Raw genomic sequence first — 25619 nt, 5'->3', positions numbered from 1 at the left:
TCTGGTTTGCCGCTGATGCCGGTTGGGTATTTCGGACGTATGGATGACCAGCCCTCATCGAGACCTGTCGCTGTGCGCTCCGCCCCTGTTCGAGCGATCGGATTGCAGGTCAACGGAGATCACTTCGATATCGAATGTGATCCCCGGACAACGCTATTGGACGCCCTGAGGGACCATCTGGGGCTGACGGGATCGAAAAAGGGTTGTGATCGCGGGCAGTGTGGTGCCTGCACCGTGCTCGTCGATGACCGTCGGGTGGTCAGCTGCCTGATGTTGGCCGTGTCTGCTCAGAATCGCCGGATCACGACGATCGAGGGAATCGATGAAGTCCCTTCCGGGGCGACGATGCAGCAGGCGTTCGTCGATCATGACGGGTTCCAGTGCGGCTTCTGCACTCCCGGACAGATCTGCTCGGCGGTGGGCATGCTCGACGAGGCCAAACATGGATGGCCGAGCTCCGCAACCGCAGACGTCAGCGAGCCGCACAACGGCGTACTCGACGACGACGAGATACGGGAGCGCTTGAGCGGCAATATTTGTCGATGCGGTGCGTACGTGAACATCCTGGCAGCGGTTCGCAGTGTTGCAGGCGATGTCGCAGCCGGTGAGGAAAAGTCATGAAGACCTTCGACTATGTGGCTCCGGACAGCGTGGATACCGCGGTCGAGCGCCTCGGCGCAGACCCTGACTCGACAATCCTGGCGGGCGGCACCAACCTCGTCGACCTGATGAAGCTCGGCGTGTGCACCCCCGACACCCTGATCGATATCGGTGCTCTGCCCCTTGATCAGGTGCAACTCGCCGAGTCTGGTGAATTGCAGATCGGCGCAAATGTCCGCAACAGCGATCTCGCCGCCAACCCGGTCGTACGGACGCGGTATCCGGTGCTGTCGCAAGCACTACTCGCCGGAGCCTCCGGACAGTTGCGGAACATGGCGACAACCGGCGGCAACCTTTTCCAGCGCACACGGTGCCCGTACTTCATGGACACCGGCAAGGCGTGCAACAAGCGCGAGCCCGGATCGGGTTGTTCTGCCGTCACCGGGGTCAACAGGGATATGGCGATACTCGGCGCTTCACCGCAGTGTGTTGCGACCCATCCCTCTGACATGGCGGTAGCGCTGGCCGTCCTCGAACCGCAACTCGAAGTGCTCGGACCGGCGGGGCAGCGATTCGTCCCATTCGACGCCCTGTACCGACTCCCCGGTGATCACCCTGAATTGGACACCATCCTCGAGCGCGACGATCTCGTCGTCTCGGTCACCGTGCCCCAGCTGCCGGCAGCCAGGTCGTCGACCTATCGAAAAGTCCGCGATCGTGCGTCTTTCGCATTTGCTCTGGTCTCGGTGGCAGCAGTCCTCGAGGTCCAGAACGGTGCGGTCTCAGCAGTTCGTATCGCGCTCGGCGGTGTCGCCCACAAACCGTGGCGAGCGCGCGCCGCGGAGGAGCGGCTGATCGGCCGAACAGCCAACCGTTCGGAATTCGCTGCCGCCATCGACCTGGAACTGCAAACTGCTCAGGCGCTGTCAGACAACGGGTTCAAGATCCCGATGGTCCGTTCGCTCGTGACGCAGACCCTGGTCGAGCTCGCAGATGATGAAGAGGCGAAGCGATGACCGCCCTCGGCGTGCCGCATCGTCGACTCGAGAGCGACGACAAGGTCCGGGGAGCAGCCGCCTACGCCGCAGATCAACGGCCGGCAGAAGACGGCGTTGCCCATTGTCACCACGTCGGCGCACAGATCAACCGCGGTCGCGTCGTCGCCGTCGACGTCGAGTCGGCACTGTCGCGGCCCGGCGTCCTCGCGGTGTTGTGGCATCAGAACGCGCCGACGCTGGAGCAGATCGACGACGCCGAATTGCTGATCTTGCAGTCAGCCGAGGTGCACTACCGTGGTCAGATCGTCGCCGCGGTCATCGCCACTTCCGCCGAGACCGCTCAGGCGGCCGCAGCGGGGCTCGACATCAGCTATGAGCGCGCACCCGACTTCGACAACGCACTGCAGCGAGATCATCCGAACAACTACACGCCCGACGAGGTCAATGCCGGCTTTCCGGCCGACGCCAAACGCGGTGATCCCGAGCAGGCACTGTCCGACGCCACACACGTTGTCGACCACTGGTATTCCACTCCGGCCATGCACAACAATGCGATGGAGCCGCACGCGTCCGTCGCCCGATGGCATCGCAACGACGGCGGTGCCGAGGTGACGGTCTGGGACTCCACCCAGGCACCTTCCGGGGTACAGGGGGACCTCGCGACGCTCTTCGGTCTGAAACCCGAACGGGTTCGAGTGATCGCCGAACACGTTGGCGGCGGTTTCGGGGGGGAAGGGGAGCACCCGGCCGAACGCAGTACTGGCTGTGATGGCGGCCAAGCACCTGCAGGGTACGGTCCGCGTCGTCCTCCCACGGTCGGCCACGTTTACTTTTGTCGGTTACCGAACCCCGACCTTTTCACGTCTGGCACTGGGCGCCGATTCGCAGGGGCGACTGTCGGTCGTCTGCCACGACACCGTGCAACAGACCTCCAAGATCGTCGAGTTCGTCGAGCAGACGGCCGAGGGAACCCGACACATCTACCGGTCGGACCACAGTAGAACCACGCATCAGGTTGCCGCGCTAGATGTTTCGACCCCGAGGTGGATGCGTGCACCTGGTGAGTCGCCGGGTATCCACGCGCTCGAATGCGCCATGGACGAGCTCGCCTACGAGCTCGGGATGGATCCGATCGAACTTCGTCTGATCAACGAACCCGACGCGGACCCCGCGACAGGCACGCCGTTCAGTTCGCGCAACGTGGTACGGGCGCTCCGGGTGGGGGCGGAGAAGTTCGGTTGGCATAAGCGCAACCCGAAGCCCGCGGCAACCCGGATCGGACGGAAGCTGTGGGGCACCGGCGTCGCTCTCGCCTCGTATCCCACCCTCACCTCGCCCAGTACAGCGCGGGCCCGTGCGAACAGCGATGGCAGCTTCGACGTGTCGATAGCCGCATCGGACATCGGTACCGGCGCGCGCACGGTCCTCGCGCAGATAGCCGCTGATGCGCTCGAGGCACCGTACTCGACGGTTCGCCTACACCTCGGCGACAGTTCATTGCCGACGGCTCCCGGCGCGGGCGGCTCAGCTGGCACATCGTCGTGGGGTTTTGCCGTGGACAAGGCGTGCCGGGAACTGCGCATCCAGCTCGAGCAAATCGGTGTAGCGACGACCGTCCTCGAAGTGACTGCCGACACCGAAGACGAACTCGCGGCCCGATCGCAGATGCCGCGTGAAGCCTTCGGCGCACAATTCGCGCGGGTGAGCGTCGACGTCGACACCGGAGAAGTGGCCGTGGACGAGATGCTCGGGGTGTTCGCAGTCGGACGGGTACTGAACCCGCGACTGGCCCGGTCTCAGTTCATCGGCGGCATGACCTTCGGACTCGGGATGGCGCTGCTCGAAGAGGGGGTACCCGACCACGAGTACGGCGGATTCGCGAACGAGAACATGGCCGACTATCACGTGCCCGCGCATGCGGACGTCAGGAACATCGACGCGATTTGGATCGACGAAGAAGACAACGAGCTGAACCCGATGGGTAGCAAGGGGATCGGCGAAATCGGGAATGTCGGTTCCGCGGCCGCGATCGTCAACGCGGTGTTCCACGCAAGTGGGGTGAGAGTCAGAGATCTGCCGGTGCGTCCAGACAAATTGCAGACTCTCATAGATCCAGCGCTACGCGAATGACGCCGAGTGAGGAGCGGGGCGAGCACAACGCCGACAAACCTGGCAGCATCGCTGTGGTGGGATACGCCGAGCAGCTGAAAATCCTTGCCGACCGATGTGGTGTCGCCACGTCATACGAGGGCTGGGACAAAGAGCGCAAACAGGTGTCCGAGGCCAGTTTGCAGCACATTCTCGGCGCGCTGGGAGTGCCGTGCGACACCGCCGACAGCATCGCGCAGTCCTTGCAAGACATGGACGAAAAACCCTGGCGCAGGACGCTGCCGCCGGTCCTGGTCGTCGTCGAAGGGTCGGACCACCAGATACCGGTACACGTTGTCCACGACACACAGGTCCGAGTGTGGGTCACCACGGAGCAGGGCGACCGCGTCGAAGTGGACCAAATGGACGTGTGGACGGAGCCACGCGAGCTCGACGGCGTGCTGATCGGGCGGGCGACCTTTGCGGTGCCCCCGACGTTGCCCACAGGATGGCACTCAGTACACGCCGAACCCGAGGGCGCGACACCGGCGCTCTGTTCGCTTGTCGTGACACCGAAGAGACTGACAACCGCCGACAAGTTCGCTTCCGATCAGCGCTGGGGATTGGCTGCTCAGCTGTATTCGATCCGCTCCCGCCGTTCGTGGGGGATCGGGGACTTGGCCGACCTGTCAGACATCGCCCACATCGCGGGGTCGGTGCACGGCGCCGACTTCGTGTTGGTGAATCCCCTGCACGCCGCCCAGCCACAACCACCACTGGAGCGGTCTCCGTACCTACCGACGACCCGGCGCTTCGTCAATCCGCTCTACATCCGGGTCGAGGACATCCCCGAGGCGGCACTGCTGCCGGAGACCGCGCACCGGCAGATGCACGACTACGCGGCCAAATACGCGAAGAACAACGCCGACCCCAATCGAATTCGCCGAAACTCCGTGTACCGCGCGAAACTTCAGGTCCTCGAAACCATCTTCCGCGTCCCGTTGAGCCCGCACCGGCGCGGCAGCCTCGATCGGTACCTCACCGCTCAAGGCAACGGCCTGCAGGAGTTCGCGACATGGTGCGCGCTGATCGAGAAGTACGGCGCAGCAAGCCCGAAATGGCGTAAATCTCTACGCGATCCCAGTGGCCTCGCCGAATCGAAGATAAAGCTTGCAGACCGGATCGCGTTCTACAGTTGGTTGCAGTGGGTCTGCGACGAGCAGCTCGCGTCCGCACAGCAGGCCGCTCTCGACGCGGGTATGAGCATCGGGATCATTCACGATCTCGCGGTCGGGGTGCAGCAAGGTGGGGCCGACGCATGGGTGCTCGGCGATGCTCTCACCACCGGTGTGTCGGTGGGGGCTCCGCCCGATGCGTTCAATCAGCAGGGTCAGGTGTGGAATCAACCGCCTTGGCACCCATGGCGTTTGGAGGAGCAGGGTTACGTCCCGTTCCGGGATATGCTCAGAACGGTCCTGCGCCGGGCAGGTGGGCTACGGATCGATCACATTCTGGGCTTTTTCCGCCTGTGGTGGATTCCAGAGGGGGAATCTGCGGCCGCCGGCACCTATGTTCGGTTTGATCACGAAGCCCTGATCGGCATCTTGGTACTGGAGGCGCAACGCGCCGGCGCCGTCGTCATCGGCGAAGATCTCGGTGTCTTCGAGCCCATCGTTCAGGATTACCTCAGTGCGCGTGGGGTTCTGGGGACATCGATTCTCTGGTTCGAACACGGCGAGTCCGCACCGATCCCGCCGGAGGAATACCGGACCCTGTGTCTGACCTCGGTGAATACGCACGATCTACCGCCGACCGCCGGGTACCTGGCCGGTGAACACATCCGGTTGCGAGCAGAACTCGGATTGCTCGAGCAAGACGAAGCCATCGAACGCGCAGATGATGCCCGCGACCGCGAAGCGATCCTCCAATTGGCCCGCGACCGTCGGTTACTCGGGGACGACGCGGACGAGGAACAGACCGTTGATGCGCTGCATGCGCTCATCGCCCGCAGTCCGTCGATCTTGTTGTCGGTTGCGCTGGCCGATGCCGTGGGAGAGCGGCGGATACAGAATCAGCCGGGAACCGACGAAACCCAGTACTCGAACTGGTCCATTCCGCTGGCCGACGGCGAGGGCAGAGTGGTCGCCGTCGAAGACCTCATCGACAACGCCAGGTTCTCGAGGTTGGTGCAAGCCCTCCGCCCGAACCCCGTTGGCGGCCGGCCAGTGGCCGATCAAGATGGTCTATGAGGACTCCGCGGTGAACGAGCTCTAAACAGGTTGCTCACGCGTCGCGGGCGTCAGGGCCGTGCTTCATGGTGGCGCTTACCAGCGGTGCGCCGACGTTCCTTCATCTCGGCTTCGAACACATGCCTGACTCCGCCTTGGAGCTTGTCCCGGGTACGCCGCTCGTGGTCGCGGAACGGCGCCCAGTAGTTGTCGTCGAAATCTTCGACGATCTGAAACGTCCAACGTCCTTCGAGGACGTTGCGGCCGACCAATTCCTTCTCCAGTTCGTCGGCGACCTCGCCGTGACCCGCCTCCCGCAGTTCGTCCACAGCGTCCCCGAGGAGAAGGTCGGTGTGACCCATCATCTGATGGAACGAGTAGAGGTGGCCGCGTGCGCGCTCCAGACACTCCAGCGCTTCGGACAGTTTCCCGACCGCGGTCACGGTGTCGTCGGAGACGCCCTCGGGACGTCGCTTCTCGAGCGATGCGGACTCATGTTCTTCGGCTTCACGAAAATCTGACACTCGCCAGGAATACCCAGCCGCACGCAACTCTATGCACCCGGTCGAGGGCGGTGTGGTCATCGGGTGACGTGCGTAGCCTGGAACGGTGACTCGTAGTCCAGCACCGTTGTGGCTCTTCGCCGATCAGCTCGGTCCGCACATCCATTCCTCCGAGGACAACGCCGGGCGGGATGTAGTTCTCATCGAGTCGTCCGCCGCCATCCATCGTCGAAATGGTCACCGGCAGAAGGCCCACCTTCTGCTGTCCGGGATGCGCCATTTGGCAGATGAACTCGGTGATCGCGCCCAGTACATCAGAGGCGTGGGCTACCGAGATGTGCTCCGCGAACTGCCTGGGCCGGTCGCAGTCCATGAGCCGACGTCTCGGGCCGCCCACGCCTTCGTCCACCGTCTCGCAAACGAAGGCTTGGTGAGTGAAATCCTCCCCAATCCATCGTTCGCGCTGCCTCGCGAGGACTTCGAGCAGTGGGCCGGAGCCCACACGTCCTTCCGCATGGAGACGTTCTATCGGCAGCAGCGGACACGTTTCGACGTACTCATGGACGGTGACCAGCCCACCGGTGGCACCTGGAACTACGACCACGAGAACCGCAAACCCCCACCCAAACGACGCACGCTCGGAGTGGACAAGCCATGGTGGCCGATCGAGGACGCCATCGACGAACAGGTTCGGACGGATCTCGATGCTCTGAACGCCGACTGGTCCGGCGTCGATGGGCCGCGGCTGTTCGCGGTGACAGCGGAAGAGGCCCAGGCGGCGCTGCGGACCTTCATCGACCACCGCCTCGAGACATTCGGCCCATACGAGGACGCCATCATGGGCGACGACTGGACGATGTCACATTCGCTGCTGTCCGTCCCGTTGAACCTGTCCCTCCTTGACCCACTCGACGTCGTCCACGCCGCGGAGCGTGCAACGCGGGAGGACGGGGTGTCTCTGGCCAGCGCCGAAGGGTTCATCCGCCAGATACTCGGCTGGCGCGAGTTCATCTGGCATCTCTACTGGCATTTCGGCGCGGACTACACCGCCAGCAACGAGCTCGATGCGACCGAGCCGCTTCCGGACTGGTTTCGACACTTGGACGCCGATGCGGTGACCGCGCGGTGCCTCTCCGATGCACTGTCCGGTGTTCGGGACCGGGGATGGGTCCATCACATCCCACGGTTGATGGTGCTGGGAAGCCATGCGCTGCAACGAGGTTATGACCCAGCCGAGCTCACAGCCTGGTTCACCGCCAACTTCGTCGACGGGTATGAATGGGTGATGCCCGTCAATGTCGTCGGGATGAGCCAGCACGCAGACGGCGGGTTGATGGCGTCGAAACCGTATACATCCGGCGGCGCATACATCAACAAGATGTCGGATCACTGTGGCGACTGCGAGTTCGACCCCAAGAAACGTCTCGGCGACGATGCCTGTCCGTTCACCGCCGGGTACTGGTTCTTCACGCACAAACACCAAAAGCTGTTGGGAGACAATGTTCGAACGCGCCGACAGGTGTCCAACATGAACAGGCTCAGCGATCTCGACGCGGTGATCGAGCAAGAGCGTGATCGCGACCGATTCTGACTCGTTCAGCGCAGGACGGATCGATCCAGCGGCTCCCACCTAGGTCAGGGTCCCGTTCAGGGATATCCTGGATGCGCAGGCCGGGCGTTGTTCGTACCGTCATAGTCATGCAGAGTCAGCCAGTGGGCCAGCACATTCCGATTGCATCACTTGGGTTCGCCGCCGCTGCCGTGGCGGGACTACTTCATGGCACCGCGAGCCTCTACTGGGCGATCGGCGGGCGCTGGCAACTCGAGTCGGTTGGCGACTGGGCAGTAGAATTGGTTGACGACCATCCGGTCTGGTCAGGTGTCGGGCTTGGTCTGCTCGCCGTTCTCAAAGCTTTTGCCGCGATCGTCCCGGCTCTCAACGAGAGGCAAAAAGGCTCCGGTTACCGGGCGATTCGGTTGTGCAGCTGGGCCGGTGGTGTGCTTCTCGTGGCCTGGGGCGGGTTATCGACGATGTCGGCCTGGGCGGTTCTGGCGGGGGTGATCACGCCTGACGGAGGGTATGACCGCGCCACGATGGTCGGTCACGCCGTCGCGTGGGACCCACTGTTCCTGATCTGGGGCGGCGCTTTGTTGATCGCTCTATGGACGAGTCGCAGAAGGACCCCAACGAACCGCCTCTTCGGTCAGCACTGACCGTTACTGTGGCCACATGCATTGCGTAGTCGTTGGTGGGGGACTGGCCGGACTCGCCTCGGCGGTATGGCTGTCGGAAGCCGGCCATCGGGTGACGCTCCTGGAACGACGGGGGTCGTTGGGCGGCCGAACCATCGCAATGCCGGTCGCCGCAGTCGACGACGTGCCCGACAATGGACAGCACGTCTTCGCGAGCGGATATCAGCACCTGATGCGGTATCTGGACAGCGTCGGCACCCGGAAATATGTCGAGTTTCCCGGGCACATGACCATTCGGCTGCCCGGTGGCGGCACCCGCGTGTCGGCGTTCGGAGGTGTGGCCGGGTTGCGGGCCGCGTTCGGAGATCTTCCCGGCGTCACCGGTCTCGACCGATTGCGCACGGCACGGGCGCAGATCACGCTGATCCGGCAGGCCATTCGTCAGCCCGCCTGGCTCGACGACATTACTGCAGACGACTGGTTCCGGCGCATCAAGATGCCACAGTCGGCCCGCGACGCGCTGTGGGACGGGATCGTGATCGGACTGACTGGCGACAAACCCGACATCACGTCGGCGAAGGTCCCGGCCGACTTGCTGGTGACCGGCATACGACGAGCGCGCGAGACCAAGACACCGATCTCAATTGGGTATCCGACCGTCGACCTCAACACCCTGTTCGTCGACGGCGCAGAGAAACTGTTCGCCGACGCCGGCGTCGATATCCGTTATCGGGCAGTTGTTTCGGCGGTCGACGTCGCCGGCGGCGCCGTCGTGGGGGTCACTCTCGTCGACGGTGAACGGGTCTCGGCCGACGCAGTCATCTGTGCCGTGCCGGTGTGGAGCGTGAGAGGACTGCTCGATCAGGTTCCCGAACACGAACGAATCTATGCGGCAATCGAGCAACTGACGCCGGTACCCATAGTGAGTGTCAACTTGTACCTCGATCGCTCGATCGGTATGGCCGACTGGGGAGAGATTCTCTTGGGTGGAGAAGGGACCCTCGAGCAGGTCTGGGATCGTCAGCGCATGCACGGACGGGACGCATCTCGGCATCACCTTTACTCCACCACTGTGTCGGCGGCCTATGAACTGACCAACAAGACGAACACCGAGATCACCGACATCCAGATGAATCAGCTGCGCAGGTACTTCCCCGGCGCCGCGCATGCCGAGGTGGTCCACAGTCATGTCGTCAGGATGCCGAAGTCCACCTTTGCCCAACGACCAGGAACCGCTGGTATTCGCCCAGATCAGCGCACCTCTGTCCAGGGGCTCGCATTGGCAGGCGACTGGACCCGGACCGACTGGACCACAACAATGGAAGGTGCGTGTCAAAGCGCAGCGCGCGCCGTCGAAGTAATCTTGGAACACGCCAGACGTTTCGACGCTCGGCTCTGACACGTCCTCAATCGAGAGCAATGGGAGTCAACGGTGACCCGGTGTCGACATACAGCGTGCCGCCGGGCATGACAGCTCTGCGGAGGTTGACCAACGCAGCCCTCGACGGCACTGCTCGCCGTCTCGATCGCCGACGCACACGTGGCTGCGGCAGCGATCGAGGTCGGCCACGTTCGTGACGGCCAGGTTCGTGATCAGGACGTAGCTGCGGCAGCCAGACGACCGAGCGTGTCTGTCAGCTGGGTCTCGGTGACGAGCGGGAACTTCAACTGTTCGAGCAGCTTCTTGTCGGTGACCTTCGACCAGTCATAGGTGTGCCGAACCAGGGTCTCGTTGGGCCCCTGTGATTCGAGCTCCCACAACCATTCCCACCCGGGGGGCTCCGTGCCGGCGGGTGCGGTCTTCCAGGCCAGGAGCTTGTCCTTGGCGTACCCCGTCACGTGGTTGTCGGTTTTGTACTCGCCGCCTACGTGGTCGCCTTCCATGTTCATGGTGAACACTTCACCGACTTTTTGGATTCGATCGGCGTGGTCCACGCTGCGGATGAATCCCGACCCGTCCAGCTCCACGTGGCGCTCAGGATTGGAGAGGACGTCGAAAACCGCGTCGACGGGCGCCTCGATGGTGCGTTCGACAGTGACTTTTGTGTTTTCGCTCATCGCTCCACACTGCACAAAGATTCTCGGCTCGGCAATGTTGCCTGGTGGCGCGCCGGGAAACAGCGCGTGCCGATCGCAAAATATTCGCACGCATGTGCGAATATGGTCACCGTGAACTCGCGTAAACCGACCGGATTGACCCCCGAAGAATTGGAATCGCTGTCCGCGGCACTCGCCGCGGGCAAGCGGGTCACCGTCTACCTCCGTGATCCGATGCCATCGCTCGATCTCGCAGCCGGAGCGTCGGCACGCGTGATCGCCATCGACGGGTCGACGGTGATGGTGAGCCCGAAAGGTGTCGACGATCAGCTTCCGTTCGAGGCCGACGAACTCCAGAAGTCCCGGACCCCGGTACCCGCCCCGGCTCCTGCGCGTCAGCGCCCGCTCAAGACGACGCCTGCACCGCCGGCTCCCACTCGGCCTCTGAAAACCGTCTCGGCGATGCCGAAGCGCGAGCCAGAACCTGCGAATACGGTTCCGACAGATGTGAAACCCGCCCCGCCCAAAACAGCGCGACGTACCAAATCGCCGACCGCAGCAGTCAGTGTCACCATCACGTCGGTGGGCGAGAGCACCTGGACAGTGTCGGTGGCGCACGGTAACAAGCGGCAGGGCAAGCCCGCCGAGGTCACGTCAGACCGGGTCGCACGAGCGATGCACGCGCTCGGTGACGACGCGGCGATCACTGCTGTCGAGGCAGTGATCGAGTCGGCGCGTGCCGCTACCCAAAAGAGAATTGACGAACTCAGTCAGGAGCTCGAGGCTGCACGCGCGGTGCTGGCGCACCTTGACGAACAGGCAGCTGACAGCTGACGGCGGCGGCGATCCTATGACTCAGGATGGTTACGACGCCATGGCCGATCTGTACGCAGCGACCATCCCGACGGCCTATCAATTTCCCATCGAAGCGCATGCGGTGGCCGCGTTCGCAGAGGTGGCCAAGGACCGCGATGGCGTGACGGTCGACGTTGGATGTGGGCTCGGCCATGTGACAGCGGATTTGATTGATCGCGGGCTCGATGCGATCGGCTGCGACCCCAGCACGGGAATGCTCGACCATGCGTGGCGCACATACCCCGACCTGCGCTTCATCGCGGGCGATGCGACTTTGACGGTGTTGTCCGAGAACACCCGGATCGCCGCGGTCATAGCCCGATTCAGTCTGATCCACGTCGAGCCCGATCAGGTTGTCGAGGTTGTTCGCATCTGGTCTGACAGGCTGACCGAGGGCACGCCGGTCCTGATTGCGTTTCAGGCATGCGACGACCCCGGGCCGCCTGTTCCGTTCGACCACGTGGTTGCGCCCGCGTGGCGATGGCACCCCGACGAGTTCAGCCGACTACTGAGGAGTCACGGTTTCGCCGAAGATTGGCGAATCATCTACCGGGACAGTAGTTACAGATTCCCGATGGCCAACCTACTCGTGCGCCGCACTTAGCCGGCAGAGGTCAGCAGCCCAGTTGTGTGGCCAGATCGTCCATTCCGGTGACGTGGTAGTCATCGAGTGGGTTGACGGGCTCATCTTTGTGCTGCGTTCCCCACTCGCGAGGTCGTTCGACGTACGCGGTGCGTAGACCGCAAGATCTGGCCGCCTCGAGGTCAGATGCGTGGGTGGCTACCATCAGCACCTCATGTGGTTCGACGCGCATGAGATCGGCAATTCCGAGATACACCTCGGAGGCCGGCTTGTAGTGACGCCAAAGATCGGCGCCACCGATGAAGTCCCAGGCGAAATCGTTGAGCTTGGCCATCTCGGTGAGCAGCGCAACGTTGCCATTGCTGAGCGCGCACACGGTATATCGCCGTTTGAGTCGGCGCAGACCTTCAGCGGCCTCGGGCCAGCCAGGGATCGTGTGCCACGCGTGCACAGCCGAATTGATCTGATCGGCAGTGGCGTTCACAACGCCACGGTCGTGGAGTAGTCGCTCGAGTGCTTCGCGGTGCAGGTCGTCGAGCAACGTCCAGGGTCGAGCGCCGGCTTCCACTTCAGCAAGCGCAGGGCCGTAGGTGCGTCGCCAGTCGAGCGCGAGTTCAGACCCGTCGATGTCGGGGAACAATCTGTAGAGCGCCGCACTGACGCCACTGTGCCAGTCCGTGACGGTGCCGAACGTGTCGAACGCCAAGACTTTGACCATGTCCACCTTTCGCTGAGCTCTAATACGGTCCATCGTGCCACCCGCCAAGCCGGTCATCCGCGCGTCCGCTGATAGCCGACGTCGGCCGGCGGCCGCGAACCGTAGCGTTTGTCGCCGAAATCTTCTGCCAGAGAGCGGTCGGTGGGTACAAGATGCAGGGCGAGGGTGTGAACATACACCGCGAGTCCGAGCCGGATGATGGTGTGGATGATGGGTCCGGGGACCGGTAGGCCGTGGACGTCACGGAGTCGCGGGGGACAGAAGGCGCCGATGATGTGGGCATCCCAACGGCGGAGCGGAGCCGGCAGGCAGCGTTGTCCGAATGCTCGCACGAGCGCTGCCACGATCTGGCGGCCGTCGTCGCTGGGAGCATATTCGGTTTCCTCGTACTGCTGTGCCCAGGTGCGCAGTTCGGCGCGTGTCTCGGGTATTCCGTAGAGGTGTTGCCGCTCGGCCACTTGCCGCCAGAACAGCCAGTGTGATCCGAGTTCGGCCGGGGTGAACGGTGAGTGTCCGAGTGCAGCGGTCAGGTCGTGTGGATCGAGCGCGAGCGTCGACAGGGTGTACAGGGAGTCGGAGTTGCGGAGGGGGAAATGCGCATGTATCTGATTGAGTCGTTCGATCCAGTCACGGCCGGTCGGTGAACTCGGTCCGTGGTCGAGCAGCTGCCCAAAGAACACGATTGTGTCGTCGTTGCGTTTGATGGTTTGCTCGACGATATCGCCTGTGCCGCGGCGATAGAGTGTGCGTGCCATGGCAGGCACGGCAACCTGTTTGATGAACGCCACGGTGAAGAGTGTGTAGACGAGGCGACTCTTTCCGTTGAGCGTGACCAGCGACAATCTCGCGATCTCGTCCGCATCGCAGGTCGGATCAAGTGCTCGCATCTTCCGCCGGACGTTCCAGCCCAAGGTCCGTTTCACAGCTGCGGTTCCACTTTCAGTTCGGTCCGACCACCGAGATCGATTGTCAGGAGAAACGTTCCGTCGGTGTCCGCGCATGCTTGAGATTCGTGGGCACCTCGTACTCGGTAGGTTCGGTGGGGCTGCGCGCGGTCGATGGTGAGTTTCACTCGCCTGGCACCTGCGCCGGGGTACAGAACACACTCGAGTGCTGCTCCGTCGTTGACGGCGCGGGCCACGAGCACGTCCGGATACGACGCATCCCCGAGGCGCGGCCCTCCATGCCAGGTGGATTGCGCTCCGTGGCCGATGAGATCGCGGAGACCGGAGTGCCGGCCGAATCGCGCCATCAGTGAGTACAAGTTTCCTTGCGTGGAGGTCTGGGTGAATGTTGTTGCTTCGTTGATGGTTTGGATGGGTTCGTGGTGATCGAGGTGGTCCAAGACGTTGGACGCGACTTCCTCGTCGCCGATCTCACGCGCTGCCATGGCCAGCATTATCTGGCCGAAGGTGTCACGACCGAACGAGTAAGAACCGGCATCGCAACGATTGGCCAGGGTGCGCGGTAGGTGGAACCGTTCACCGTCGTGGCGAAGTACGTTCTCGCGCATCAGCTGCCAGGAACGATGCGCAAGGTCGGGCAGGGCGGCGTGCATCCAGTAGGTGGTGGGCAACCATACTCCGTCGCCTGACCACGGGCTCCAGGAAATTCCCAATGTCTCCGATCTCACGCCGATGATCCTCCCGTCGGGACGGTGGAACTCCTCGAGGTACGCCCGTCTGATGGCCTCCTCGAGGCCCGCGAACATGTTGGTCCCGTGAAGACGGTCGTGCAGCACAAGGGTATTGACGCCAAAGGTGTTGCACACCGGGTAGATCCAGCGAGGTTCGCAGGAGTACAGCGTGTACGGCGATCTGCGCATGTTCCCTTCAATGGAGACTGCGAGAGAGTGGAAGTCGTTGGCGTACGACTCGGTATCGGACCACCGGTATGTGATTGCCCCGGGCTGGGAGAAGCGGTCGTCCTCCAGGCTTTCGAACATTCCTACGGAGACGCCCTGCCACCCGGTGAGCATGATGTTGTCGGTGTTGTCGACCGGGTCGCGGCCCGGTTTCATTCGACCCCATGCGTTTTCCAGAGCCCAGTATCCCCACACTCGTCGGTCACTCATTTTCTGGATCGAGCGGGCTCCTGCTTCGGCAAGGTACCCCGAGAATGCTGGCGCGTAGTTGTAACGGTAGGTCGAGAGCGTATATCCGAGGATGCTGAGCTGGTATCGCAGCGCAGCCTCGCGAAACTGATCGCGTCGGTCGAAGCCATCAAATCGATCGATGGGTTGCAGGGCAAGGTCGAAGGCAAGCCGAAGCCGAGCCAGATCCTCGGGTGTGGCTTCGCCGACGGGTAGCACGGCTCGGGAGGGCACTCGCGTCACCTCTACGGGGCGGGCACTGAGGACGTGATTGGTGCGGGCGGCGGTCTCGAGCCGCCGCCGGTGACGTAACCCGTGGGCAATCGCAGCCAGCGCGACGACCGCGGGCACGACGGTGGGCAGGACGGCCAGTGCGGTGTCGTCGTGGTGGTGTCCACTGGCCATTGCAACCGACCACGCGAGGTCGATTCCCCACACGATGAACGGCGCGACGAATGCACCCACCATCCACCACAGCAGCACGGCCACAGCCACTGCGGCGAGGGCGACGACTCCGAAAGCAATGTGACCGTGTGCGAAGTGGGCCCCGCCCGGCACGAGCAAGCCCGCGCCCAGCATCTGTATACGGCCGGTGCCAGAAAGAATGAGAATGATGCCGACAAGCCAGAGGATTGCATAGGAGAGTGCGGATCTCGCGATGATTCTGCGCGTGACGGGCGGAAGGAGGCGGGCATGTTCGTCGAGGAGCGGCATGACCATCGGCCGGGTCAGAAGGGTAGGAGAGTGGTCGTGCGTCACTGTAGTGCTCCCGACTTCTCGGCATGCTGAGCCGTGTATTGAGCTGTGGGCAACGTGCAGCTGTCCTGCGTCGTGCCACGAATCCAGGACAGCGGTGCAACGACGAACCGCGTCAGGACGGCAAGGACAGCGACGGCGGCGATGCAGCACACCATGAAGACTCCAATCAGGAACTGCTACGTAGCAGTTCCTGAATGCTCGCATGCGTCGCCGATCACTGTCAAGATGTCTTCATGAACACAGCCGATGGTTTCGGACGCACGTACGGTGGTGTGTCGCAGGCGGAACGTCTCGTTGATCGTCGCGAGCGTCTGCTCAGCGCCGCACTCGATCTGGTGCATGAGGGTGGCGTCGGCGAGCTCACCATTGGCGCCGTGTGCACCAGGGCGGGCTTGGCCAAGCGATATTTTTACGAGAGCTTCACATCACTCGACGAACTGCTATCGACCGCACTACAAGGTGTTTTTGACCGCATCGCAGAAGCCATCGAGTCGGTACGAAGCCCCGGCGACGTCACACCCGAACAGATCCTCGAGGTTGCAATCGACGCCGTCTTGACGGCTATGGACGACCCGCGCGCGGCACGACTGTACCTGGAGTCGGCCGCCAGTCCGGCGTTGCTCGCCACGCGCGATGCTGCTGTCGATGGCTACGTCGACCAGCTCTTGGGGCTGATGGTCGCAGACCCAGTCAACGACGCCGACGCCAAATTGGTGGCGCACCTGCTCGTGTCCGGCTCGACACATGTCGTGGCGATGTGGCTTCGCGGTGCACTACCGATGGAGCGCGACGAGTTCGTCTTACGCCTGATCGATATCGGCGCCACTGCGGTCGCCGGCCTCGCCAGCAAGTAGTCATGAGCGGAGCGGGTCCAAAGGGCGTGAGCCGCAGGTGAATTAGTAACAGCTGATCACCAGGTTTCGTCACGTGTGACGTTTTGGTGCCTAACAGCGGGCTCTGTGCAGCCCATCCATACTGAGGGCCGTCGCCGAAGAATGTCACCGAAGGATGACCGCAGCCGACTCGGGGGTTCGCATCCAGTGTCAACTTGCCCGTAGTCGCCGCGGGGCGGCTCAGCGCTCACCGAGTATTTGGGTTGTGACGCGGTCGTTGCGTCGGCATCGACCGCAGAGGCTCGCAACAAAGCGACTCGGGCTGCAGCCGGCCCTAGGCCCCTGGCCTGGTATTAGTTCCGCGCCGATAAGAAACATTATGTCAAGTAATGCACTCAGTTTCATCCGATGAATCACGGACCGAGCGTGTCGATGATCAGGCAAAACAACAACTCCGCGGGCTCGCCTACTACTACGAATCTGGCACCGATGACCCGACTCCATCATGTGGCGGTGCCGCCGGACGCTAGACTGCGCGGATATGCGCAGGCGGCAGATGGGCAGGCGGCAGGTAGTGACGGCGCTGGCCATCGGCCTCGCACTCGCCGGGTGGACCGCCTTCGTCGGCATCTATGCGACGTTTAGTAGGTTCGCGGTGTCCGACACCAGCTGCGACGGAGGCAAGTTGCGGCCGTCCACGCTCGGTGTTGTGTATCTCATTGTCGTGGCTTCGGTGTGGATGGTTCCGTTCATGGCGCTGGCCATCCGAACCCGGTCAGTTGCGGCGGTTGTGCTCGTCGTGGTCGCGGCGATCGTGGCGGCGGGAGTTGTTGCTACAACTCTCGCCAACCCCGGCGAGTTCTGCTTCTGAGCGAGCCCCGTGAATTGTCCTCACTGCAGTCCTCCGCGATACGGACACCTCGACGATCGGGTCCAAGTGCTCGCGGTGGCGTGTCACTCGAGGCGGCGCAGGAATGTGGAGTGCAGCCGCGCGAGCGCCATGATCGGCTCGGTCGCGAGGTGCTCGGTGTTAAGGCGGTAGGTGTGGGTCCGACCACTTCGTCGTGCAGCACTACGCCCTGAGTGGTGAGCCGGTTGAGGACCTTGCGGATGCCCTCCCCCGACACGGTGGTGAGGATGCGCTGGACCTGGCCGATCGTGTGTAACGTCCGAACTCGCCAGGACGGCGAGCACGTCACCGTCCAGGGTTGGCGTCGCCGTAGCGAATGGCTTGTTGAGCTGCATGGTCCGCACCCCTGTTATTAACTAATGTTGGACTAACACAACTATAGTTGGCGAGCGCTGGATGGCGGAGCGACCTCGTGGGACCGTGCTCATCCTAGATCGGGCTTCGTTTCGTCACAGGTAACGGAACACATTGCACCACAGAGCGATACGCCGGGATATTTAGATTTTGTCAAGTAAAGCTGACCAACGGCTGGCAGGGCATTGCGCCATGCCGCGTACTGGAGTGCGAATTGAGGCAAGGGGGCTTTCATCGTCAAAGATGGACCGCTCTCCCTGCAAGGGCTCTCGATCACAGCTATGCCAGGGTTCCTCTTTGCGTGGATCCTTGGAGCCGCGCTCGGGATGCCGCGCGGCGGGAGTGCGACTTTCGACAAATCGACTACACACTCACAGCCCTATTCGGACGCGCCGCCTTCGAACACAGTGCCGTTCGGGTGACAGGGCGCAGTAACCCTCACAGAGCCTGATGGGCGTCGGCCTGTGCTGGCGTCGTGCGAGATGCGGCGAGACGCCTCTGTGCAGTGGCTTGGGTGGGTCCGATCGGTCTGTGTCCGACTGCCTCGGCAAGCCCCCAGGGTGGCATTCCGGCGTAGATCGTCTCGTGTTCGCCGATGACGTACGTTTCGTGCCAGATACCAACACGGTTGCGATCGGCCAGGCGCTTGGAGTAGCGGCGCCAGGCGGGCAGATGCGGTGCGGAGGTGTCGGCCGCGAAGCGGCGCAGGTCTTCACCGGAACGCCAGTACGACACCACCAGTATCGAACCGCCGAAATACATGCGACTGGCGAGCATTCCGGCGTCGCGATGCCTTCGAAGATGCCACAGCATCGGCGGCATCTCGATCATCACCGATAGCCACGAGAGCGGGCGCCACGGCCGTGTCACGCGCATGCCGATCAGGAACAAGGTTGTTCCCTGTGAGGGAGATTCGGCGGTCATCCGTGTCGCCTCGGTCTGGACCATAGCGCCTACCCCTGGTTTCGAAACGTTGTTACGAAACGATGTTATGCAACTATGGGAGTTGTGGCAAGACCAAAAATGCACACGGACGCGGTGGGTGACCGGCTGGTGGACGAGGCGATGAGGATCGTCGCGGACCGCGGCATAGCGGCATTGTCTGTCCGCGAGGCCGCGAGCGCTGCCGGCACCTCGACCTCCGCGGTCTATTCCCTGTTTGGCAGCAAGGACGGTTTGGCGCGAAGCGTCCTGGTCCGGGCGTTCGAATCTTTCACCCAGGCGCAGGTGTCCGGCACCCAGTCCGGCGAGGCGTCTACTGATCTCGCGGGCATGGGTGTGATGTATGTGGCGTGGGCGCTGGAGAATCCGCGGCTGTATGAGCTGATGTTCGGGCAATCAGTTGTTGGTATCGCGGAAAGTCCTGAGACCAAAGCTGCCTCGGCCCGCGCGATCGCGCCGCTGAGGGACGGTGTGCGGCGGGCCATCGCCGCCGGCATCTTTCGGTCGGCTGAGGTAGATACCGTGGTGGCTTCGCTGTGGTCGCAGGTTCATGGGCTAACCACGTTGATGCTTGCCGGTCACTTTCCGGAAGGGGCCGATCCGGGTGCGTCCGCCATGGCCGTCATTGACGGATGGCGCGCGGCCCGCCCCTGACCTGTTCCACGGACCCCCGCGAGTGCAGGTCTCGCTCTGGCTATGCGGGGCGACTGGCAGGTGACCTGGACGCTTGGACGAGTCCCAGTGTGAAAGTGTTGCTGTGAAACACTTCCGGATGCAATGGAGTTTCGGTGGCTCGCTCGGCGAGGGCGAGGGTGGCTGCGTTGACTGGAACATCTCGAACATCGCGCGAATGGGTGAGGTCGAGGCCAGCCTCGCTCATGTCCTGGAGGTAGTCGTCGGGGTGAGCGCCGGTGCGGGTGATGCCGGACGCGAGAGGTTCGAAGTGCAGTTCTAACGCCCCGAAGCGGACCCACCGACGCAGGCACCACCGCGGTCCGAACCAAGCTCGCCCAAGTGCTCACGGTCGGTCTGCGGCGCGAACACCGTTCCGCCGATCAGTCTGCTGCGGCGTCCTTTCGCGAGTCCACCTACCGGCCGGTGGTCTTCTCGATGAGCTCGTAGGCGATATCGGTCCGTACTCCGTCCGGATTCTCGAGATCGGCTTCGTCGTACCACGACTGGTCAGCTTCGGGGTGTGGGCCGCTGACCCCGACCTTGCCTTTCCCATAGGGCGCGACCATGACTGCGGCGATTCCGTTGGGGTAGGTCGCCAGGACTTCGGCATTCGAGTTCGGCTTGACGGTGAACGCGGGACCGTCCTGGAAGTACATGTGCCGCTTCTGTCCGCGGTAGGTGACATCGACGACGGTGTCCCTGTCGTTGTGCACAGTGGCGCCGGCGGTGTCCGTGTACCCGCCCACTGCGGCAGGCAGCAGGTCGAAACCGGGATCGGCTCCCGCCAGGTAGCCTCCGAAACAAACGCCGAGATAGCTACCTCCGCCGCTGATCCACGCGCGCAGGTCGCCGGCCACTCCCTTGAGGTCGTCCCAACTGGACTCGAGATCCTGGCCTCCCCCGGGTTGCACGTACAGCGACGCGGTGGCCAGAGTGGCCGCGGTGAGAGGGGTGCCGGTGCCGGGACCCACATATTTGGTCCGGAACGGTTGCGGCGCGTTGCGCAGGAGCGTCGCGATGGAGGGCGCGCAGTCGTCGCACCCTTGAGGACCGTTGTAGATCAGCGCGAGGGGAAGTTGGGGGTCCGGCGCACTGGTCGCAGGAGCGCAACCCATCACCATCACCAGTGCGGCCAGAGCCGTCGCGACCAGCGCTCGCATACTCGTCGAGCGGAAAGGACGCGTTCTCCCCTGGCGGCGAGCGGGCAAGTCGTCTCTCCTCGCGGACGGCTCGCGGCGGCGACCACGAGCGGGTGACCCCGGTGTTTGTTCGATCAGACAGCAGTTTAGATGGTTTCGGCTGTTCGGGCCGGAGATCGACGACCACGATCGCGGGCCGAAGACCCACGGATCTCGGCGGCTCTTCGCCCGTGTGAGTCGGCGGATCAGTTGACGATGGTGGTGTCGTAGTAGCCGTCGCGTCGGTGCGCGTTCTTCGGCGATCGCTCCCGGGTAGTCCTGTTCGATCAGAGCCAGCCGATCTCGGCGGCGCGGGTGGCTCGTGACGGCAGACAAAACGATGGCCGGCACGCGGCTTAGGTGGGTCGTACCCAGGAGCTATTCGGAAGTTCAGTGGTTCCGCGGTGGCCCTCCTCCACGTTCGCTACATCTTCGGCCAATCGCGCAGAAAGCTTGACAACACCTTTACCTTTCAGTGATAGTTTTCCTATCGCCGATAGGAGTGTAGATGTCAGGCACGCAGACCGACCCCCGCCAAGCGAGGCGAGAGGCCAAGATCGCTGGGATCCTTGCCGAGGCTTGGCTGTTGGCTGAGCGCGACGGGTTGGCGCTGATCTCGCTGCGCGACTTGGCCGCCCGGGTCAATCTGCGTCAGCCGTCGCTATACGTGTACTTCGCCTCCAAGCTCGACTTGTATGACGCCATGTTCGCCGACGGGTACCGCCGTCTCGCAACGTATTTGGATGAGCGGCCACTGCCGGGCGAGCCGCGAGCCGCGGTCGAGCACTTCGTGGTCGAGCTCGTGCGTTTCGCGAGTGCCGAGCCGGTGGTTCACCAGCTGCTCTTCCAGCGCGTGATCCCAGGGTTCGCCCCGTCGACCGCGTCCTGGGAGGTGGCCCTGGACTTCTACCACCGGGCCCGAGGGGTCCTTGCCGACGCAGGAGTCGAGCACCAGGACGACGTTGACATCTTCAGCGCGCTGGTCGCAGGTCTGTGCGACCAGCAGATGGCCAACGACCCAGGCGGCGACCGGTGGGTCGAGCATGTGCCCCGCGTCGTCGCCATGTTCCTCGCCGGCGCAGTCCGTCCGGCCACCTGATCGACCACACTCCAGTTCGCGCCCGTTCACCCGAAAGGCAGATCATGACCAGTCCCACGAACACCGACGTCGCCGCGATCCCGCGGATCAAGCACCACGAGGCGATGCAGATCACCGCTGTCGAGAACGGCAAGTTCGCCGCCGCGCTACGTGCCCTCCGGACGAGCGACTGGGGCAAGCCTACGGCCTGTCAGCTGTGGGACGTGCACGCCGTCGCTGCCCACATTGTCGGATCGGCCGCCGGCCAGGCATCGCCGCGTGAGTTCGTCCGGCAGGTCCGTAAAGGCAAGCCGCTGGTTGCCGAGGTCGGTGGGCAGTATTGGTGGGACGGCATGAACGAGGTGCATGTCCGCGAGCGGGCGACCAGCTCGCCTGAGGAGTTGATCGCTGAGTGGGACGCGATAGTTCCGAAGGCACTCAAGTCCCGCACGACGCTGCCTCGCCTGATCGCCAAGTTGCCGCTACTCAATCTGCCGGCCCCAGTGGGGCGTCAGCCGGTCGGGTACTTGTTTGATGTCGGGTTCACCCGAGATGTCTGGATGCACCGGGTGGACATCGCGCGTGCTGCGGGGACCGAACTCGACGTCGACGCCGAGCACGACGGCCGCCTCATCGCCGACATCGTCGCCGAATGGGCGGGCACTCACGGTCTGCCGTTCAACCTGACGCTGACCGGCCCTGCTGGTGGCTCGTACCGCGCCGGCGACGGTGGTGAGGCCATCGAGATCGATGCCATCGAGTTCTGTTCGATCTTGTCCGGGCGCGGCGAGGCGACCGGGCTACTCAACCACCCACTGCCACTGTGATCGAAGGACACGCAATGACATCGAGCAACCGAACCGCCCTGGCGACGATCGCCGCGGTCGCAGTGCTAGCCCTGAGCGCGTGCACATCGCAGTCACCGACCGGCGCCGCCCCCACCGCCGACACATCGACAACGTCAGCCCAACCCGCCTACTCGACCCAGCTGCAGAGTGCCGTCCCTACAGTCATGGCAGACAACGCCATCCCGGGCGTCGTCGTCATGGTGCAGTCGCCCTCCCGGGGAGACTGGACATCGACATTCGGCACCGCTGAGCTCGGCGCAGATGTGCCGATAGCCATCGATGACTACCTGCGCATCGGCAGCAACACCAAGACCATGACCTCGACCGTCATCCTGCAGCTCGTCCAAGAGGGCAGACTGTCCCTCGAGGACCCGATCTCGAAGTTTCGGCCCGATGTACCTGGCGGCGACGACATCACCATTGCCAATCTTTCCGAGATGCGCAGCGGGCTTTACAGTTACACCTTCGACCCCACTTTCAATGCCACGCTCGATGCAGAGCCACAAAAAGCGTGGACGGCCGATGAACTGCTCGCGATCGCCTTCTCACATCCGGCCAATGCCGCTCCCGATCAGGTCTTCGAATACAGCAATACCAACATCGTGCTGCTCGGGGTGGTGATCGAACAGCTCACCGGCATGTCGGCCTCGGAAGCGTTCGACAAGCGAATCTTCGAACCGCTCGGCCTTACCCACACCCACCTGCCGGCGCCGGACGATTCATCGATTCCCGACACCCATCCGCAGGGCTACCAGTTCGGCACGAACGTCGAAACGATCGACTCGTACGCAGTACCCGCCGCGCAACTGCCCGATGCGCTCGATGGAACCCTCAAGCCGATCGATCAGACCGATGCGAACCCATCATGGGCGTGGACGGCGGGCGGCGCCATTTCCACCCCCGCTGACCTTGCTATATACGTGAAAGCCCTCGTCCGCGGCGGTTTGCTCGACGACACAACCCAGAAGCTGCGACTCGACAGTGTGCAGCCTATGACCCCAGGCTCAACGAGCGGCGTCGGCTATGGCCTCGGGATCGCACAGTTCGCCCCCGGCATCCTCGGTCACGACGGTCAGCTACCCGGGTTCTCGTCGTTTATGGCCTACAACCTCAACACCGGTGACACCATCATTGTCGGCACGAATCTCTCGGCCTCCCCGGTCGATGGAGAGAACGCCGCCGTAGTGGTGGCGAAGTCGATCATCAGCACGCTCTACGGACCAACCAACGTACCCGGCGACCCAGCCCCCACCACATCAACTGCCACCTCGGAAGCACCCAGGTGAAACCGCACCAAACACACTCGCAGACGCAATGTAACCGAGAGCGGGGGAAGATCTTCTCCAGCACATTCGGGCCTCACCTCAATCGGTGAAACGCAATGCTCATCAATCTCACCCAGCGCAGTAGCGATCACTGACGAACAAGCACCATCAACGAGCACAGGGAACATTATGGAAACCGCCGCAAACATCCTCCTCATCATCGCGGGCATCCTCTTGGCCGTCGCAGCGTTCTCGTCGTACAAATTGCACGCCAGAAGCAACCGCACCAACAGTAGCGACATCAGCAACCGCGACAACAGCAGCGACGTCCTCACCCGCCGAGTACGAGCACTCGCAGCCGGAGTCGCAGCGATCGTCCTCGCCTCGTCAGCAATCCCACTGAACTCCGACGCCACCGGGATTTGGATCGGCGGAATAGTTCTCATCGCCATCAGCCTGGCGACCATCGCACGAGCATCGACCTCGAACAGCATGTACTCCCGAACGAATATCCATAAGGACCACTGACCCCACTGCCATCGTCAAAACTCTTTGCAGAGAATGAGACTCACTCCAATGAGGGGGCAACATGTCTCAAGCCGTCGCTGAAAGAACTTTTCCCCCAGCCCTTTCAGGGCGCCGATAAAGTGGATCTTTTCGAGTATCCGCCTTGAGTGGCCGCTACAGCGCGTCAGACATATCGAATGATGATGCCCGGCGCCCGCGCCCGCGCCCAAGTGTCGAACGGCGACGCGCGGTTCTACATCTGCACGCTGCGAAGCCTCATCGAGCGGACACTACTCAATGTCATTAGGCAAGGCTCACCTGCGTTAAGGTGATTGTCATGGTGACCTCAGTGATGGACCGCACGAGCATTCGTACGAACGACAGGGATATAGACCCTGCCTCATGGGAGTCGTTGGTCATGGCTCTGACCCGACGCCAATTCGGTTTCGGCATCGGTGCAGCGGCGCTCGGTGCGGTGGTCGTCGGCTGTGGAAGTTCAAGTGAGTCAACCGACGGGGGCAAGACTCGGTCGATCTCGCATGCAATGGGCACGTCCGAGGTGGTCATCAATCCCAAGCGGGTCGTGACGTTGGACAGTCTCCCGATCGATACAGCGGTCTCGTTGGGGTTCTCCCCCGTCGGCGCAGCCCAGGCCGGTTCTGCAGACACGTTGCCTCTGTATCTCGGTTCAGCTCTGGACCCCACCGAAATCGTCGGATCCATCACTGACCCCAGTCTCGAGGCGATCCTCGCGCTGGAGCCGGATCTGATCCTGTCGAACAAACAACGGCACGGCGATCTGTACGATGCACTGTCGGCGATTGCTCCCACAGTTTTCGTGGCGTCGCCGGCAATCGACTGGCAAGGATCGGTGCGAACGTTCGGCGAGGCGCTGAACAAGGCCGACGAGGCAAACGCCTTGCTGGCCGACCTGCAAACTCGCGCCGACACCATGTCTGCTCGGGCGACCACTGGGCGAACAGTTCATCTCGTCCGAGTTGTGGACGGAAAGCTGCGTCTCCACGGACCGCAGACTTTTGCCGGATCGGTGCTCACGTCTGCCGGCTACACGATCGCTGAGCAGCCGTGGGACCCCAAGAACAATATGTCGGAGATCTCGATGGAGTACATCTCCCAGATCGACACTGACCAGGTGTTCGTAGCGAATTCCTCTAGTGCCATGGAGATCCCGGAAACGCTCCTCGTGAATCTCGACGTGTATCGCCGGGGCGAGATCCACATGGTGGACTATCGCACCTGGATCACCGGAATCGGTGTGACTGGCGCAAATGCCATACTCGACAAGGCGAGCACGCTGTGATTCGCAATCGAATGATGGTGATCGCCGTGATGGCGGTCGCGGGCCTCCCAATAG

At 63.0% G+C, this 25619-nt stretch carries 24 protein-coding genes and 2 pseudogenes; 17 read left to right on the top strand and 9 right to left on the bottom strand.

Going from position 1 to position 25619, the window contains the following annotated elements:
* Positions 1-15: 15 nt before the first annotated feature.
* The 4 genes and pseudogenes from DFR67_RS01330 (at position 16) to malQ (ending at position 5935) form a co-directional block, all read left to right on the top strand.
* Positions 16-621 (top strand): 2Fe-2S iron-sulfur cluster-binding protein, encoded by a 606-nt coding sequence (locus DFR67_RS01330; RefSeq protein WP_342766703.1) that lies wholly within the window; start codon positions 16-18, stop codon positions 619-621.
* Positions 618-1616, top strand: a complete 999-nt coding sequence (locus DFR67_RS01325) for an FAD binding domain-containing protein (RefSeq protein WP_110467606.1) — start codon at positions 618-620, stop codon at positions 1614-1616. The genes DFR67_RS01330 and DFR67_RS01325 overlap by 4 nt, the downstream gene beginning before the upstream one ends.
* Positions 1613-3728: pseudogene (locus DFR67_RS31535) on the top strand (xanthine dehydrogenase family protein molybdopterin-binding subunit). Before DFR67_RS01325 ends, DFR67_RS31535 begins: the two are co-directional and overlap by 4 nt.
* Positions 3725-5935 carry a 4-alpha-glucanotransferase gene (malQ, locus tag DFR67_RS01315; RefSeq protein WP_425451229.1) on the top strand — a complete coding sequence of 737 codons (2211 nt, stop codon included), beginning with the start codon at positions 3725-3727 and terminating at the stop codon, positions 5933-5935. The pseudogene DFR67_RS31535 and the gene malQ overlap by 4 nt, the downstream one beginning before the upstream one ends.
* Positions 5936-5985: 50 nt before the next feature.
* Here the strand turns inward: malQ and DFR67_RS01310 are convergent, their stop codons facing one another.
* Positions 5986-6438 carry a hypothetical protein gene (locus DFR67_RS01310; protein WP_110467873.1) on the bottom strand — a complete coding sequence of 151 codons (453 nt, stop codon included), beginning with the start codon at positions 6436-6438 and terminating at the stop codon, positions 5986-5988.
* 85 nt (positions 6439-6523) lie between these two features.
* Here DFR67_RS01310 and DFR67_RS01305 point away from each other — a divergent pair, with 85 nt between their 5' ends.
* The 3 genes from DFR67_RS01305 (at position 6524) to hpnE (ending at position 10009) form a co-directional block, all read left to right on the top strand.
* Positions 6524-8008 (top strand): cryptochrome/photolyase family protein, encoded by a 1485-nt coding sequence (locus DFR67_RS01305; protein ID WP_110467605.1) that lies wholly within the window; start codon positions 6524-6526, stop codon positions 8006-8008.
* A gap of 107 nt (positions 8009-8115) precedes the next feature.
* Entirely contained in the window at positions 8116-8631 is a 516-nt protein-coding gene (locus DFR67_RS01300; protein ID WP_110467604.1) for a DUF3995 domain-containing protein, read from the top strand.
* Between the two features lie 16 nt (positions 8632-8647).
* Positions 8648-10009 carry a hydroxysqualene dehydroxylase HpnE gene (gene hpnE, locus DFR67_RS01295; protein WP_110467603.1) on the top strand — a complete coding sequence of 454 codons (1362 nt, stop codon included), beginning with the start codon at positions 8648-8650 and terminating at the stop codon, positions 10007-10009.
* Positions 10010-10203: 194 nt separating this feature from the next.
* On the opposite strand, the gene DFR67_RS01290 is transcribed toward hpnE, so the two are convergent.
* Entirely contained in the window at positions 10204-10668 is a 465-nt protein-coding gene (locus DFR67_RS01290) for an SRPBCC family protein (RefSeq protein ID WP_110467602.1), read from the bottom strand.
* A gap of 102 nt (positions 10669-10770) precedes the next feature.
* On the opposite strand from DFR67_RS01290, the gene DFR67_RS01285 reads away from it, so the two are divergent.
* Both DFR67_RS01285 and DFR67_RS01280 read left to right on the top strand, forming a co-directional pair.
* The gene (locus tag DFR67_RS01285; RefSeq protein ID WP_110467601.1) at positions 10771-11481 is read left to right on the top strand and encodes a DUF6319 family protein; all 711 of its coding nucleotides are present in this window, start codon (positions 10771-10773) and stop codon (positions 11479-11481) included.
* Positions 11482-11497: 16 nt separating this feature from the next.
* Positions 11498-12106 carry a class I SAM-dependent methyltransferase gene (locus DFR67_RS01280; protein WP_110467600.1) on the top strand — a complete coding sequence of 203 codons (609 nt, stop codon included), beginning with the start codon at positions 11498-11500 and terminating at the stop codon, positions 12104-12106.
* 10 nt (positions 12107-12116) lie between these two features.
* Here DFR67_RS01280 and DFR67_RS01275 read toward each other — a convergent pair whose 3' ends face one another.
* Genes DFR67_RS01275 through DFR67_RS01265 form a run of 3 tightly spaced genes read right to left on the bottom strand, consistent with a single transcriptional unit; the run spans position 12117 to position 15615 of the window.
* Positions 12117-12803, bottom strand: coding sequence for a haloacid dehalogenase type II (locus DFR67_RS01275; RefSeq protein WP_110467599.1), 687 nt, complete (start codon positions 12801-12803; stop codon positions 12117-12119).
* Between the two features lie 53 nt (positions 12804-12856).
* Positions 12857-13726, bottom strand: coding sequence for an oxygenase MpaB family protein (locus DFR67_RS01270; RefSeq protein WP_245937646.1), 870 nt, complete (start codon positions 13724-13726; stop codon positions 12857-12859).
* The gene (locus tag DFR67_RS01265) at positions 13723-15615 is read right to left on the bottom strand and encodes a linalool dehydratase/isomerase domain-containing protein (RefSeq protein ID WP_110467598.1); all 1893 of its coding nucleotides are present in this window, start codon (positions 15613-15615) and stop codon (positions 13723-13725) included. The genes DFR67_RS01270 and DFR67_RS01265 overlap by 4 nt, the downstream gene beginning before the upstream one ends.
* Positions 15616-15887: 272 nt before the next feature.
* On the opposite strand from DFR67_RS01265, the gene DFR67_RS01260 reads away from it, so the two are divergent.
* Positions 15888-16508 carry a TetR/AcrR family transcriptional regulator gene (locus DFR67_RS01260; protein ID WP_158539870.1) on the top strand — a complete coding sequence of 207 codons (621 nt, stop codon included), beginning with the start codon at positions 15888-15890 and terminating at the stop codon, positions 16506-16508.
* A 520-nt stretch (positions 16509-17028) separates the two neighbouring features.
* Positions 17029-17358, top strand: coding sequence for a hypothetical protein (locus DFR67_RS01255; RefSeq protein WP_146240343.1), 330 nt, complete (start codon positions 17029-17031; stop codon positions 17356-17358).
* An 86-nt stretch (positions 17359-17444) separates the two neighbouring features.
* On the opposite strand, the pseudogene DFR67_RS31035 reads toward DFR67_RS01255, so the two are convergent.
* Together DFR67_RS31035 and DFR67_RS01245 are read right to left on the bottom strand one after the other, a co-directional pair.
* Positions 17445-17732: pseudogene (locus DFR67_RS31035) on the bottom strand (nucleotidyltransferase domain-containing protein); the annotation flags it as partial.
* Positions 17733-18189: 457 nt separating this feature from the next.
* Complete coding sequence (locus DFR67_RS01245) at positions 18190-18675, bottom strand: DUF4188 domain-containing protein (protein WP_342766701.1); 486 nt, start codon at positions 18673-18675, stop codon at positions 18190-18192.
* Positions 18676-18750: 75 nt separating this feature from the next.
* Here DFR67_RS01245 and DFR67_RS01240 point away from each other — a divergent pair, with 75 nt between their 5' ends.
* A complete protein-coding gene (locus DFR67_RS01240; protein WP_110467594.1) occupies positions 18751-19347 on the top strand; it encodes a TetR/AcrR family transcriptional regulator in 597 nt (198 codons plus the stop codon).
* Between the two features lie 40 nt (positions 19348-19387).
* Here the strand turns inward: DFR67_RS01240 and DFR67_RS31530 are convergent, their stop codons facing one another.
* The gene (locus DFR67_RS31530) at positions 19388-19615 is read right to left on the bottom strand and encodes a DUF6461 domain-containing protein (protein ID WP_425451235.1); all 228 of its coding nucleotides are present in this window, start codon (positions 19613-19615) and stop codon (positions 19388-19390) included.
* A 166-nt stretch (positions 19616-19781) separates the two neighbouring features.
* The gene (locus DFR67_RS01230; protein WP_245937645.1) at positions 19782-20528 is read right to left on the bottom strand and encodes a BPL-N domain-containing protein; all 747 of its coding nucleotides are present in this window, start codon (positions 20526-20528) and stop codon (positions 19782-19784) included.
* 526 nt (positions 20529-21054) lie between these two features.
* Between DFR67_RS01230 and DFR67_RS01225 the strand changes: the two genes are divergently transcribed.
* From DFR67_RS01225 to DFR67_RS01205, 5 genes are all read left to right on the top strand, one after another.
* Positions 21055-21645, top strand: coding sequence for a TetR/AcrR family transcriptional regulator (locus tag DFR67_RS01225; RefSeq protein WP_110467592.1), 591 nt, complete (start codon positions 21055-21057; stop codon positions 21643-21645).
* Between the two features lie 44 nt (positions 21646-21689).
* Positions 21690-22451, top strand: a complete 762-nt coding sequence (locus tag DFR67_RS01220; RefSeq protein WP_110467591.1) for a maleylpyruvate isomerase family mycothiol-dependent enzyme — start codon at positions 21690-21692, stop codon at positions 22449-22451.
* Between the two features lie 14 nt (positions 22452-22465).
* Positions 22466-23758, top strand: a complete 1293-nt coding sequence (locus DFR67_RS01215; protein WP_110467590.1) for a serine hydrolase domain-containing protein — start codon at positions 22466-22468, stop codon at positions 23756-23758.
* 168 nt (positions 23759-23926) lie between these two features.
* Entirely contained in the window at positions 23927-24265 is a 339-nt protein-coding gene (locus DFR67_RS01210; protein WP_110467589.1) for a hypothetical protein, read from the top strand.
* 316 nt (positions 24266-24581) lie between these two features.
* The gene (locus DFR67_RS01205) at positions 24582-25565 is read left to right on the top strand and encodes an ABC transporter substrate-binding protein (protein WP_245937644.1); all 984 of its coding nucleotides are present in this window, start codon (positions 24582-24584) and stop codon (positions 25563-25565) included.
* The last annotated feature ends 54 nt before the right edge of the window (positions 25566-25619 follow it).

The organism is Williamsia limnetica (genome assembly GCF_003217475.1).
In the GTDB taxonomy this organism is placed as follows: Bacteria; Actinomycetota; Actinomycetes; order Mycobacteriales; family Mycobacteriaceae; genus Williamsia; species Williamsia limnetica.
Note: the sequence above shows the minus strand (reverse complement) of the source record. Positions and strands in the feature narration are given on the sequence as shown.